At 66.3% G+C, this 13,112-nt stretch carries 11 protein-coding genes and 1 tRNA gene; 6 read left to right on the forward strand and 6 right to left on the reverse strand.

From position 1 onward, the window contains the following. Nucleotides 1-113: 113 nt before the first annotated feature. Nucleotides 114-2,060 carry an acetate--CoA ligase gene (gene acs / locus AC1DW2_RS29860; protein ID WP_477007800.1) on the reverse strand — a complete coding sequence of 649 codons (1,947 nt, stop codon included), beginning with the start codon at nucleotides 2,058-2,060 and terminating at the stop codon, nucleotides 114-116. A 422-nt stretch (nucleotides 2,061-2,482) separates the two neighbouring features. Between acs and AC1DW2_RS29865 the strand changes: the two genes are divergently transcribed. Beyond that, nucleotides 2,483-3,652, forward strand: coding sequence for a DNA topoisomerase IB (locus AC1DW2_RS29865; RefSeq protein ID WP_135213929.1), 1,170 nt, complete (start codon nucleotides 2,483-2,485; stop codon nucleotides 3,650-3,652). A gap of 109 nt (nucleotides 3,653-3,761) precedes the next feature. Here AC1DW2_RS29865 and AC1DW2_RS29870 read toward each other — a convergent pair whose 3' ends face one another. After that, nucleotides 3,762-4,217: an SRPBCC family protein gene (locus AC1DW2_RS29870; RefSeq protein WP_063980321.1), complete on the reverse strand. Its 456-nt coding sequence runs from the start codon at nucleotides 4,215-4,217 to the stop codon at nucleotides 3,762-3,764. Nucleotides 4,218-4,319: 102 nt separating this feature from the next. Here AC1DW2_RS29870 and AC1DW2_RS29875 point away from each other — a divergent pair, with 102 nt between their 5' ends. Next, nucleotides 4,320-5,414: an adenylate/guanylate cyclase domain-containing protein gene (locus AC1DW2_RS29875; RefSeq protein WP_167767952.1), complete on the forward strand. Its 1,095-nt coding sequence runs from the start codon at nucleotides 4,320-4,322 to the stop codon at nucleotides 5,412-5,414. An 88-nt stretch (nucleotides 5,415-5,502) separates the two neighbouring features. Here the strand turns inward: AC1DW2_RS29875 and AC1DW2_RS29880 are convergent, their stop codons facing one another. The 3 genes from AC1DW2_RS29880 to tsaD all read right to left on the reverse strand — a co-directional run bounded on the left by AC1DW2_RS29880 (nucleotide 5,503) and on the right by tsaD (nucleotide 8,089). Then, nucleotides 5,503-5,916 carry an EVE domain-containing protein gene (locus AC1DW2_RS29880; RefSeq protein WP_135214095.1) on the reverse strand — a complete coding sequence of 138 codons (414 nt, stop codon included), beginning with the start codon at nucleotides 5,914-5,916 and terminating at the stop codon, nucleotides 5,503-5,505. A 116-nt stretch (nucleotides 5,917-6,032) separates the two neighbouring features. Then, the gene (locus tag AC1DW2_RS29885; protein WP_135213927.1) at nucleotides 6,033-7,013 is read right to left on the reverse strand and encodes an NAD(P)H-dependent glycerol-3-phosphate dehydrogenase; all 981 of its coding nucleotides are present in this window, start codon (nucleotides 7,011-7,013) and stop codon (nucleotides 6,033-6,035) included. Between the two features lie 2 nt (nucleotides 7,014-7,015). After that, nucleotides 7,016-8,089 (reverse strand): tRNA (adenosine(37)-N6)-threonylcarbamoyltransferase complex transferase subunit TsaD, encoded by a 1,074-nt coding sequence (tsaD, locus tag AC1DW2_RS29890; protein WP_135213926.1) that lies wholly within the window; start codon nucleotides 8,087-8,089, stop codon nucleotides 7,016-7,018. A 151-nt stretch (nucleotides 8,090-8,240) separates the two neighbouring features. On the opposite strand from tsaD, the gene AC1DW2_RS29895 reads away from it, so the two are divergent. The 4 genes from AC1DW2_RS29895 (at nucleotide 8,241) to AC1DW2_RS29910 (ending at nucleotide 12,292) form a co-directional block, all read left to right on the forward strand. After that, nucleotides 8,241-9,002, forward strand: coding sequence for a uroporphyrinogen-III synthase (locus AC1DW2_RS29895; protein WP_135213925.1), 762 nt, complete (start codon nucleotides 8,241-8,243; stop codon nucleotides 9,000-9,002). Between the two features lie 65 nt (nucleotides 9,003-9,067). Beyond that, nucleotides 9,068-10,303: a hypothetical protein gene (locus tag AC1DW2_RS29900; RefSeq protein ID WP_135213924.1), complete on the forward strand. Its 1,236-nt coding sequence runs from the start codon at nucleotides 9,068-9,070 to the stop codon at nucleotides 10,301-10,303. A gap of 37 nt (nucleotides 10,304-10,340) precedes the next feature. Further along, nucleotides 10,341-12,116 (forward strand): heme biosynthesis protein HemY, encoded by a 1,776-nt coding sequence (locus tag AC1DW2_RS29905; RefSeq protein WP_135213923.1) that lies wholly within the window; start codon nucleotides 10,341-10,343, stop codon nucleotides 12,114-12,116. 100 nt (nucleotides 12,117-12,216) lie between these two features. Next, nucleotides 12,217-12,292 (forward strand) — tRNA-Thr (locus AC1DW2_RS29910). A gap of 84 nt (nucleotides 12,293-12,376) precedes the next feature. Here AC1DW2_RS29910 and AC1DW2_RS29915 read toward each other — a convergent pair. Beyond that, nucleotides 12,377-13,111, reverse strand: coding sequence for a class I SAM-dependent methyltransferase (locus AC1DW2_RS29915; RefSeq protein ID WP_135213922.1), 735 nt, complete (start codon nucleotides 13,109-13,111; stop codon nucleotides 12,377-12,379). Between the last annotated feature and the right edge of the window lies 1 nt (nucleotide 13,112).

Below are 13,112 nucleotides of genomic sequence, written 5' to 3' on the forward strand. Positions count from 1 at the left end.
GCTGCGCAGAGCCGGGACCCGGGAGGCCACACGCTCTGCCATTGGATCGGCACCGGCTCTGCAGCGCACCGCTGAAGAAGCGCTGCGCCGCGTCCGGGGCACGAGAGCGTGCCTTACGCCGACTTCTTGTTCTGCCGGTTCTTGACGAGATCGTCGACCACGGCCGGATCGGCGAGCGTCGAGGTATCGCCGAGGCTGCCCGGCTCGTCCTCGGCGATCTTGCGCAGGATGCGGCGCATGATCTTGCCGGAGCGGGTTTTGGGCAGACCGGGCGAGAACTGGATCTGGTCGGGCGCGGCGATCGGGCCGATCTCCTTGCGCACCCAGGTGACGAGCTCCTTGCGCAATTCGTCGCTCGGCTCGACGCCGGCCATCAGGGTGACATAGGCGTAGATGCCCTGGCCCTTGATGTCGTGCGGGTAACCGACTACGGCGGCTTCCGACACCTTCTCATGCGCGACGAGCGCGCTCTCGACTTCCGCGGTGCCCATGCGGTGGCCGGAGACGTTGATGACGTCATCGACGCGGCCGGTGATCCAGTAATAGCCGTCGGCGTCGCGCCGGCAGCCGTCGCCGGTGAAATACTTGCCCTTGTAGGTCGAGAAATAGGTCTGCTCGAAGCGGGCGTGATCGCCATAGACCGTGCGCATCTGGCCCGGCCATGACCGCGTCAGGCAGAGATTGCCTGATGTCTCGCCGTCCAGCACCTTGCCGTCGGCATCGACGATCTCAGGCACGACGCCGAAGAACGGCTGCGTCGCCGAGCCCGGCTTCAGCTTGGTCGCGCCCGGCAGCGGCGTGATCAAGATGCCGCCGGTCTCGGTCTGCCACCAGGTGTCGACGATCGGGCAGCGATCGTCGCCGACGACACGGTGATACCACTCCCAGGCTTCGGGATTGATCGGCTCGCCGACCGAGCCGAGCAGGCGAAGCGAGGCGCGCGACGTCTTCTTCACGGGCTCGTCGCCGCTCTGCATCAGTGCGCGGATCGCGGTCGGCGCGGTGTAGAAGATGTTGACCTTGTGCTTGTCGATGACCTTCCAGAAACGGGAATTGTCCGGATAATTCGGCACGCCTTCGAACATCAGCGTGGTCGCGCCGTTCGCCAGCGGCCCATAAAGGATGTAGCTGTGTCCGGTGACCCAGCCGACGTCGGCGGTGCACCAGTAGATGTCGCCGTCGTGATAGTCGAAGACGTATTGATGCGTCATCGCGGCGAACACGAGATAGCCGCCCGAGGTGTGCAGCACGCCCTTGGGCTGGCCGGTCGAGCCCGACGTATAGAGGATGAACAGCGGATCCTCGGCGTGCATGTGCTCGGCCCGGCATTCCGTCGTCACCATCTTGGCGGCGTCGTGATACCAGAGATCGCGCGACGGATTCATCTCGACCGTGCCGCCGGTGCGCTTGACAACGACGACCCAGTCGACGCCGTCGGCCTTGGCGAGCGCTGCATCGACATTGGCTTTCAGCGGCACCTTCTTGCCGCCGCGCAGGCCCTCGTCCGCCGTGATGATCACCTTGGATTGGCAGTCGTTGATGCGCTGGGCGAGGCTGTCGGGCGAGAAGCCCGCGAACACCACGGAGTGGATCGCACCGATCCGCGCGCAGGCCAGCATCGCGTAGGCCGCTTCGGGAATCATCGGCAGGTAGATGGTGACGCGGTCGCCCTTCTTGACGTTGCGGGTGCGCAGGATGTTGGCCATCCGGCAGACCTCGTCGTGCAGCTCCTTGTAGGTGATGTGCCGGGATTGCGAGGGATCGTCGCCTTCCCAGATGATCGCGGTCTGGTTGGCGCGCTTGTGCAGATGCCGGTCGATGCAATTATGGGCGACGTTGAGGATTCCGTCCTCGAACCATTTGATCGAGATGTTGCCGGGGGCGAAGGAGACGTTCTCGATCTTCGTCGGCGCGTGCATCCAGTCGATACGCTTGGCCTGCTCGGCCCAGAAGGCGTTCGGGTCCGAGATCGAGCGGGCGTACATGTCCTTGTACTTGGCTTGGTCGATCCAGGCGCGCTTGGCCCATTCCGCGGGGACGTCGTAGGTCTTCTCGGACATGCTTCCCTCCAGATACGGCAAGCCGAGCCCAGGCGACCGGCGAGCCGACGTCATCATTGAACCGATTATGCGTCCGCCTAACCGGACCCGACAAGGAGCACAAGCTGGACCTTCGGCGAGCGGGCAGCCATGCGGAAGATCAACGGCGCCTGGCGCGACTGTCGCAGATCTGAAACAGGCTTGCGCGGCTTTCCAGGTCTTTACCAAGACGCCGGAATAGGCCTGTGCAGGGCGCCCATGCGCCGCATGAGGTATTTAGAAACCGTCTGTCACTGATTCGGGACTCGCAATGCGGTTCGGAACACCCTAAATGGCCAACCCGGGTCCCGAGAGACCGTCCAAGAGACTGTCCAATAGACCCTTGGAACAAAAATCAGAACAGCGGCATTGACCGATAACAGACAGGGCTAAGGCTTAAGGCTATGATGGATCAGCGGAATCTCGGGACGATGCGGCTCGCTTCGGCCGATCCTGCTGCTGTCGCGTTGGCCAAAGCCCTCGGACAATGGCCGAAACCGGCCGGTTCCGCCCGTCTCAGCCCGAAAAAGGTCTTCGACACCGCGCCTGCGACCTCGGTTGAGGCGATCGCCAAGGAGCTGGGCCTGCGGCTCGGCGACCAGAACGAGCTGACCATCCGGCGCATCAAGCGCGGCAAGGGCTATTCCTTCGTCCGTCCCAACGGCGCGCATATCCGCGACGCTCGCACCATCCGCCGGCTGCACGCCATGGCGGTGCCGCCGGCCTATCGCCAGGTGCGCTACTCGGCCGATCCGAGCTCGCATCTCCAGGCGGTGGGACGCGATGCCGCGGGCCGGCTGCAATACCGCTACCACACCGATTGGGAAAAGGTCCGCGAGCACCGCAAGGCGCACCGGCTGGAAAAGCTTGTCGGCGCGCTGCCAAAGATCCGGCGCAAGGTCTCGGCGTTCCTGTCGGGTGACGAGCCGACGCGTGAATTCGCACTCTCGGCCGTGATCGAGCTGATCGCGCGCACCGCGATCCGTCCCGGCAACGAATCGTATGCCCGCCTCAACGGCACCCGCGGTGCCACCACGATGCTGAAGTCGAACGTTACGCTCGAGGACGATTCCTTCGTGCTGACCTTCAAGGCCAAGGGCGGCAAGGCGGTGCGCAAGGAGTGCGACGCGGCCAAGCTGGTACGCGCCATCGGCATCCTGAACGGCGTTCCCGGCAAGCGCATGTTCCAGTATCGCGACGCCTACGGCATCGTGCGCGCGGTCAGCACCACGCAGGTGAACGCGTTTCTGCGCGAGATCGCCGGCATCAAGATTTCGCTGAAGGATTTTCGCACGCTGATGGCGTCCGCAGTCGTGGTGGAATCGCTGTCGCGGATCACGCCGGCGACCAGCCAGCGCGGCCGCAAGAAGCAGGTGCTGGACGCGATCCGCGCCGCAGCGGACAAGCTCTCCAACACGCCGGCGATCTGCCGCAAGAGCTACGTCCACGACACCATCGTCACCGCCTTCGAGGACGGTATCCTCGAACGCTTCGCCGCCACCATGAAGGGCCAGCGTTCGCAGGCCAGGCGCGAGCAACTCTTGCAGCAGGTGGTGGCGACCGCGGCAGTTTAAGCGGCGGTGCCGTAGGGTGGGCAAAGGCGCGAAGCGCCGTGCCCACCATTCTTCACGACATTGTTGATAGGCCGCGTGGGCACGCTTCGCTTTGCCCACCCTACGAGAGCTACATCTTGTCTGAGATACCCTTGTCCGGACCGGGATCACGGCCCGCGGCTGCGCTCGTGAGCCGGCCCAGATAATGCGCCCATCCTTTCGCGTGCGCGGCGGCCTGTTCCTCGGTCGGGAGCCCGCTATGGGTCATGCGCAGCAGCGTGCCGCCGTCGCGCTCGATCAGGTCGATCTCGATCAGGCTCGAGCCRGGCGGCACTTCCTGACCGCCCTCCCAGCCGAATGTGTAGGCCAGACGATGCACCGGCACGACCTCGCGGAAGGTGCCGCGGCCGACGCCGCCACGCGGTCCGATGCCCTTGAGGAGATAGAGCCCGCCGGGGTGCGGCTCCGTGGTCGCGTCGGAGCCCATCCAGCTCAGGATTTTCTCTGGATCGGTCAAATAGGCGAAGACGGTGGCGCGGGGGGCTGCGATCTGGGTTTCCCGTCGCACTACGAACGGCTCGGTCATCGGCGATCATCCCTGGGCTGACACTGGCCACATGGCGGCGGTGGAGCGGTGCGTCAAGGATTGCCCGTGACAAAGATGGCCGACCTTCGCCATCATCGGGCCATGCAACTCTCCCGGACCCTTGCCTGGCTCGTCGATGCCGCCTCGGATTGCCCCGGGGCCGACCGTCTGCTCGCGGAACTCGGCGCTCATCTGGTCGCCGACGGTGTGCCGCTTGCGGCAGGGAGCCTGACGTTGGAGGTGCCGCATCCGCTGATCGCGAAGCGGACCTGGCTGTGGCGCGCGGAGACCGGCCGGGTCATCGAGGCGCTCGGCTTCGCACCAAGTGGGCTGGCACCCGACCCGCCCAATGATGCCGGCCGCCGCTGGCTGCGCGACATCGCGCGCGGCGAGGTGCACGAAGAGGTGGTCGGACGACAAGATGGGCCGCAGCTCGGCTGGATCGGGCCGCGTCCGTTCACCGCAGACGAGATCGAGCAATTGCGCCAGGCTGCGCGTTTCGCCGCGACGCCGCTGGCCGTGCTCGCTGCGCGCGCCACGTTGCGCGCGACGCTCGATGCCTATCTCGGCAAGCGCAGCGCGGAGCGGGTGCTGGCGGCGCCGTTGCGGCGCGATCTCGGCGAGACCATTCAAGCCGCGCTGCTCTATGCGGATCTGCGCAACTTCACGACCTTGTCGGAGACCACACCGCCGGCCGACGTCATCGCAGCGCTCGACGCCTGGTTCGATCGCATCGCCGGTGCCGTTCATGCCTTCGGCGGCGAGGTGCTGAAATTTATCGGCGACGGCGTGCTCGCGATCTTCCCGGTGGTCGACGCGTCGCCGCGCCGCGCCTGCGACGCCGCCCTGCGTGCCGCAGGCGCAGCCGAAGCCGGCATGGCGTATCTCAACGGGGAGCGCGGCGCTCAAGGACTGCCGCCGCTTGCGTTCGGCGCGGCCCTTCATCTCGGCGAAATACTCTGGGGCAATATCGGCGCCGCCAACAGGCTCGATTTCACGGCGATCGGTCCCGCCGTCAATCTCGCCAGCCGGCTCGAGGGATTGTGCAAGCCCCTGGAACGGACCGTGCTGGTATCGGGGGCGCTGGCCGCGGAGACGGATACGCCTCTCGTCGCGCTCGGATCGCATCCGCTGCGCGGCATCGCTTCGCCATGCGAGGTGTTTACGCTGCCGGCGACGCAAGTGCGGACATCGTAGCCCGGATGGAGCGCAGCGTAATCCGGGGTCGTGCGGCATGAAGACTTTCCCGGATTGCGCTGCGCTCCATCCGGGCTACGGCAATAACTTACATCCCGCCCATCTTGCAGACGAGCTTCCACTCTTCCGTCGTCACCGGCTGCACCGACAGCCGCGAATATTTCACCAGCGCCATATTAGCGAGCTTCTTGTCCGCCTTGATCGCGGCCATCGTCACCGGCGTCTTCAAGGGCTTGTCGGCCTTGATGTCGACGCAGACGAATTTTTCGGTCTTGTCGGTCGGATCGGGATAGGCCTCCTTGATGACCTCCGCGATGCCGACGATCTCCTTGCCCTCGTTGGAATGATAGAAGAACGCCTTGTCGCCCTTCTTCATGCTCACGAGGTTTATGCGCGCGGTGTAATTGCGCACGCCGGTCCAGGCCTCGCCCTTGGCGCCCTTCGCTACCTGCTGGTCCCAGGACCACACCGACGGTTCGGATTTCACCAGCCAGTAGTTCATCGCGCGTCCTATCCGTTCGTCATGGCCGGGCTTGTCCCGGCCATCCACGTCTCTGCCACCAATTCAATATCAAGACGTGGATGCCCGCGACAAGCGCGGGCATGACGAGAAAGACGTCATTCCTCTGCCTTGAAGGGGCGCGTCAACAGTCCCGAGATCGCAGCGTCGATCGTGCTCCGGCCGCTCAGGATCGAAGCGACCGCTTCTGATACCGGCATCTCGATGTTGTGCGAAGCTGCGAGTTCGATCAACACAGGCGCGGTGAACTCGCCTTCGGCGAGCTTGCCCGCGGGCGGCTGCTCGCCGCGGCCCAGCGCAAGGCCGTGCGCGAGATTGCGCGATTGCGGGCTCGAGCAGGTCAGGATCAGATCGCCGAGGCCGGACAGGCCCGCGAGCGTCTCGCTGCGCGCGCCGAGGGCACGGCCGAGGCGCGTGAGTTCGGCAAAGCCGCGGGTCGTCAGCGCAGCCTGGGCGGAGGCACCGAGCTTGCGCCCGACCGCGATGCCAACCGCGATCGCCAGCACGTTCTTGGCCGCACCGCCGATCTCGACGCCGCGGACATCTGTCGTGTGATAGGGCCGGAAGGTCGCTGAGCCCAGCGCCTGCACCAGCGCGCTCGCCAGCGCTTCGTCCTTCGCCGCCAGCGTCACCGCGGTCGGCAAGCCGCGCGCGACGTCGTCGGCAAAGCTCGGGCCCGACAGGATCGCCGGCTGCGCGTGAGGTGCGGCTTCCGCGATGACGTCGGTCATGAATTTATGGGTGCCGTGCTCGATGCCTTTGGCGCAGGCGACGATCGGCACCGGCTTTGTCAGATGCGAGGCCAGTATGTTGACCGCGCCGCGCAAATGCTGTGCGGGCGTCGCGATCAGCACCATGTCCGCGCGCGCGGTCTCCGCAAGCTCGTGCGTCACGACGATCTCCGGCGCCAGCCGCACGCCGGGCAGCCGCGGATTGTCGCGGGTCGAGGCGATTCGCGCGGCATGTTCGCTGTTGCGCGCCCAGAGCGTCACGTTCCGTCCGGCGCGCGCCGCGACCGTCGCCAGCGCCGTGCCCCATGCGCCCGCACCAATCACCGCGACGGACCGGAACGCCGTCATAGCTAGAATCCCGCCCGCGTGTTGCCGTAACCGGCCGGCGCCGTGGCGTTGGCATCGAGCAGCCAGCGTGCGCGGGGTTGGGCTTCCATCGTGTCGATCATGCCGAGCGCCAGGCGCTCGGCGCCGGCCCAGGCAATCATCGCGCCGTTATCGGTGCAGAGCGCGGGCGGCGGCATGATCAGTTGCGTCCCGGCCTGCCGCGCGACGTCATGCAGGGCGCCGCGGATCGCCTGATTGGCCGCGACCCCGCCGGCGGCGACGAGGGCATGCGGAGCGCCGAACTGCTCGCGGAAAAGCCTCAGGCCGACGCTCAACCGGTCGGCCGTCGAGTCAAGCACTGCGGCTTGAAAACTCGCGCAGAGATCGCTGATATCCTGCGGCGCGATCTCAGTTAACCGGCTCGCCTCGTTGCGCACCGCCGTCTTCAATCCAGACAGCGAGAAATTAGCATCGGGCCGTCCCTGCATCGGGCGCGGGAAGGCGAAGCGCGTGGCATCGCCGGTTGCCGCGGCGCGTTCGACCTGCGGCCCGCCCGGATAGGGCAGGCCCAGCATCTTCGCGACCTTGTCGAAGGCTTCGCCCATCGCGTCGTCGACGGTGGTGCCGAGCCGCACATATTGGCCGACACCGGTGACGGCGACGATCTGGGTATGCCCGCCCGAGGCGAGGAACAGGCAGTAGGGAAATTCAATTCCGTCGGTGAGGCGCGGCGTCAGTGCATGCGCCTCGAGGTGGTTGACCGCGACCAGCGGCGTGTCGTGCACCATCGCGATCGCCTTTGCGGTGGTGAGGCCGACGATGACGCCGCCGATCAGCCCCGGCCCCGCCGCGGCGGCGACACCGTTGAGCTGCGCATAGTCGATGCCGGCCTCGTGCATGGCCCGGTCGATGATGCCGTCGAGGACGTCGACATGCGCGCGCGCGGCGATCTCCGGCACTACGCCGCCGAAGCGGGCATGCTCCTCGATCTGGGACCGCACGATGTTGGAGAGGATCTTGCCGCTGCCGTCGGGCGCGCGCTCGATCACGGCCGCGGCGGTCTCGTCGCAGGTGGTTTCGATGCCCAGTACCAGCATTGGCGAATTGTTATCCAATTTGCGCCCTTGCGCTCATCCGTAAAGCAGAGTTCTGGTACGTCCGGTAGCATTCCGGGGTCCACTTGCGCAATCGTCACGCGCGGCCGCCTTCGTGAATGCGTCACCGCCACGTGGTTCGGGAACACAAGCGATGTCCATTCTTGTCACACGGCCGCATCCCGACAATGAGGCGACGGCAGAAAATTTGCGGGCGCGGGGTCATGTGGTGCTGCTCGCCCCGATGCTCAAGTTCGAGCCGGTCGCCTTTCATGACGAGAGTGAGGCCGACTACGGCGCCATCATCGTCACGTCGGCCAATGCGATCCGCGCCGTCGCGCCACAATTGCAGGATCTTGGCTTAAAGAATCTTGGCCTCCTGAAGCTGCCGCTGTTTGCGGTCGGCGAGCACACGGCTGCCGCGGCGCGCGACGCCGGCTTCGCCGAGGTGATCGTCGCCGGCGGCGATGCCGCGGCCTTGCGCGACAAGGTGATGCAGAGCGCGCGCGACAAGCTGCTGAAGAAGAAAAGCACGCTGCTCTATCTCGCGGGCGCGGATCTGTCGCGCGATCTCGGCGGCGAGCTTGGCGCGGAGGGCTTCAGTGTGGTGACGCAGACCACCTATCGCATGACTCCGGTCAAGGTCCTGCCGCGCGATGTCTGCGATGGCTTTGCCGCACATGGGATCGAGGCGGTGCTGCACTACTCCCGTCGCAGCGCACGGGCCTTCCTGGATGCGGCACGGGACGAAGGCGTCGAAATCTCGGCGCTGGCGATCCCGCAATGCTGCCTGTCCGAGACGGTCGCCAGCGTGCTGCGCGATGCCGGCGCGTCGCAGGTTCTGGGGGCCGCGACGCCGGACGAAAATGCCCTATTTGATACCTTGGAGCGTGCTTTGCGGACCCGTTTGGCGTAAGAGGTCGGGCCGAATCCGACGCGATCGGGTCCGTTCAGGGCATTTGAGTGTGAGGAACCGTCACGATGGCCGATGACAAGCCTGAAGACGCAGGATTGGCTCCCGAGTCAGGCCGTGCCAAGCGCACCCCGCCCACCATCGACCTTGAGGCGACCGAAGTCTCGACCCAGTCGCAGCCAACGGCGGCCGCCGAACCGGAGGTTCAGCCGACGCCGGAGCAGGCCACGCAAGAGCAGGCCACGGTCGAAGAGTCCAAATCCGAAGAGGCCAGGCCCGACCCGGAGCCCGCGCACGCGGAGGACGCGGTTGCTTCCGCTCCCGCGTCGGCGCCGGTTTCGCCCTGGGTCATTGCGCCGTTCTCCGGCGCGGTCGCAGCCGCAATCGTGATTGCCGTCGGCTGGATGCTGGGCTGGCCCGCCGTGGAGGCGCCGCCGGCCGCGCCGCAGGTCACGAGCGCGACTGTCGACGCGCTCAGCGGACGTGTCGCCGCGGTCGAAGCCAAGGCGGGCAAGCCCGCCGCCGATCCGGCCGTGGTGGCGCGGATCGATGCACTGGAGAAATCCGCAAGTGCCTTGCGCAGTGACATCGCCAATCTGCGCGCACAGTCCGACAAGACCGCCAACGACGTGAAATCGGCACCGCGCGCTGCCGCGCCTGATCTTGCTGCTCTCAGCGACCGCATTGCGCAGCTGGAGCGCGCCAGCAAGACGGAGCGCGCCGAGCTCGCACAGCAGGGCGAGAAGATTGCCGACAACAAGGCGACGAATGACAAGCCGCTGCGCCATGTCGTGGCGGCGGCTCTGCTCGACGTCGCGGTTCGGCATGGCGATCCTTACGAATCGCAATTGGCCGCGGCGCGGTCGCTCGCGGCCAAGCCCGATATGCTGAAGCCGCTCGACACCTTTGCATCATCAGGCATTCCGACGCCGGTCGCGCTGAGCCGCGAGCTGCTCAACATCGTGCCCAAGCTCTCGCCGCCGGCGGAAGCCCCGGCCGCCGGTGCCGGCATCGTCGAGCGTCTCCAGGCGGGGGCCTCGAAACTCGTTCGTATAGAGCGCACCGACGGCGTCGGCAATGATCGCGGCGCCATCGTCGCACGGGTGACGGCGGCGGCGCTCCGCAACGATTTCGTCGAGGCGCGGCGCGAGCTGAAGACGCTGCCCGACGCCGATCGTGCACCCGCGCAGGCCTGGCTCGACAAGGCCGATGCGCGCGACGCCGCGCTCGGTGCCTCCCGCAAATTCGCCGACGATGCCATGGCGGATCTCGCCAAGCCCGATCTGGTCAAGCCTGCTCAGTAAAGGTTCGCGCAATAATCAGCGCGTAATAGGGATCGCCATGCTTCGCATCGTCCTCTTCCTCGTCCTGATCGCGCTGGCGGCGGCCGGCGCGGCCTGGGTTGCCGATCAGCCCGGCGATCTCGTCCTGACCGCGGGCGGTTTCCGCGCGTCAACGACGCTTCCGAGGTTCGTGTTTCTGCTCGGCGTCTTTGCAGCAGCGGTCGTGCTGGTCTGGAGCATCGTGACGATGATCTGGCGCGCGCCGGGACGCCTGCGCCGCCGCCGTCATGAGAAACGGCACGCGCGCGGCCGCCATGCCATCACCCACGGCCTGCTCGCGATCGGTCATGGCGATACCGCCCTCGCCCGCCGCCACGCCGATACCGCGCGGCGGCTGGCCGCGAACGATCCGCTCGCACTGCTGCTGCACGCGCAGTCGGCCCAGCTCGAAGGCAATCGCGACGAGGCCCAGCGCGTCTTCCGCGTCATGGCCGAGCGCGAGGATACCCGGCTGCTCGGCCTGCGCGGCCTGTTCATCGAGGCGCAGCGTGCCGACGATGCGGTCGGCGCCGTGATGATCGCGGAGGAGGCGATCAAGCTGTCGCCGTCCTCGACCTGGGCCTCGCACGCGGTGCTCGGCTTCCGTTGCGCGCGCGGTGACTGGAGCGGCGCACTTGCGATCCTGGATTCGAATCTGTCCGCGGGCCTGATCGACAAGGCGGCCTATCGCCGCCAGCGCGGCGTGCTGCTCACGGCCCGCGCGCTGGAATTGGAAACCATGGACCGCGACGTGGCGCGCGAGAGCGTGATGGAAGCCATCAAGCTCGCGCCGACGCTGGTGCCGGCCGCGGTGCTCGCGGCCAAGTTCGAGAGCGAAGCGCATCAGGTGCGCCGCTCCATGAAGCTGGTCGAGGCCGCGTGGCTCGCCAATCCGCATCCGGATCTTGCCGACGCCTACGCGCATGTGAAGCTCGGCGATTCCGCGCGGCAGCGCTTGCAGCGGGTCGAGACGCTCGCAGCCAAGACGCCCGCCGACAAAGCGGGCCATGTCGAGGGCCAGCTCGCGATCGCGCGCGCCGCGATCGACGCCTCCGAGTTCGCCCGCGCGCGCGCGGTGCTGGCACCCTACGTTAATGATCCGACCCAGCGCGTCGCGCTGCTGATGGCCGAGCTCGAGCGCACCGAGCACGGCGACGGCGGCCGTGCCCGCGCCTGGACCTTGCGCGCGGTGCGCGCCCGCCACGACCCGGCCTGGACCGCGGACGGCTATGTCAGCGACCGCTGGCGTCCGGTCTCGCCGGTCACCGGCCGTCTCGATGCCTTCCAGTGGCAAACGCCGGTCGCGAGCCTGCCCTCCGATAAGGGCGCCACGATCGAATCCTCGGCCTTCGAGGAAGCCATGCTGGCCGCCCCGCCGCCGAAGCGGGTGACGGCAGCCCCGAGCGAAGCCCCTGTGGAACCGCCGGTGGCTGCACCGGATCCGGTCCCCGCCGCACAGGACAATTCGCCCCCTGAGGCCAAGGAGACGACCGCGGAGGCCGCCAAGGAAGAGCCTGCGGTCACGCCGGCCGCCGAGCCGGTCAATCCAGCCCCTGAGGCGGCCGAATCATCGCCGGAGGCGGCAACGCCGGTGTTCCGGACCCGCGCCGACCTCGGCAAGCCTGCGCCGGCCCCGATCCAGGCCGTAATCCCCATCGTCCGCGCCCCCGATGATCCCGGGATCGATGACGAGGGTCCGAGCGATGAATTTGCGGAACAAATCGGTACGCCCAGAGCCCATGCAAAGGCCCAGGCCGGCGGCTGGCGCGGATTCTGGTCCCGCTGGGGCGCGTGAGGCACATTTCGAAGCCCGCTCCACCTTGCCAATTCGGGCCATGCCCGATATCAGGAGCGCGCGTATCGGGACCTGCACTGCGCGGGTTCCGGCAGGGTTCGCCGCAATAGCTCAGTTGGTAGAGCACGTCATTCGTAATGACGGGGTCGGGGGTTCGAATCCCTCTTGCGGCACCATTTACCGCTCTGATTTTTCGTTGTTTTCCGCGCCGTTGTTTCGTCCTCCGATGCAGCCTCGCCGCGAGACGGCATACCATCGCCTCAGACTTTGCGCAGGCTTTCGATTTCCCACAGCGCCAGTTGCCGCCGGTCGAACGGTGGGACGTAATCGTCCAGCACCTTGATCGGCGGCGGGAAGTTGTAGGGCGGAGCGCTCAGATCGATGGAGAAGAAGTCACCCGTGCGGATCGCACGATTTCGGCCCGCCGGGTAAGTGGTCGTCAGGAGATACTTGATGTTGGATCGACGAATGTTGTCGATTGCTTGAAAAATCATCTCTTCGGAAAGATGAATGAAGCAATCGCGGCATAGCAGCAGGTCAGCTTCCGGGAGCGGATCGTTGCAGAGATCGATCCGGAGGAACGTGCGATCTGGGCGACTGTATTGGTCACCCGTGCGCGCAATCAGTTCCGGAACGATGTCTCCTCCAATGTAGCGAGAAATTGGAAGTTCGATCTTCGACAACCGATGAAAATCACCACAAGGCAAATCGAGCAAGGTACGGATCTCGAGGTCGCCAACCAGACCAGGAAGGCTTTCCCGCACCCTTTGGGTATTGTGCAGCGTGGATCCGCCGCCGGAAGCGGTTTCCTTGTAACCCCAGACGTTGCGACGATAGATCTCGCCGAACACTTCGCCAGGCGTTCCACGGAGATTGCGCACCATCTGCGTGCGCAACCAGATCAGCGCGGGCTCTGGTAACGTCTGGCGCGCGATGTCGATAGCCGTCGAGAAAAAGGCCGTCTGACGTAACCAGTCTGCAAACTTGTCGAACACA

This window comes from Bradyrhizobium sp. P3_C3, from assembly GCF_056402655.1.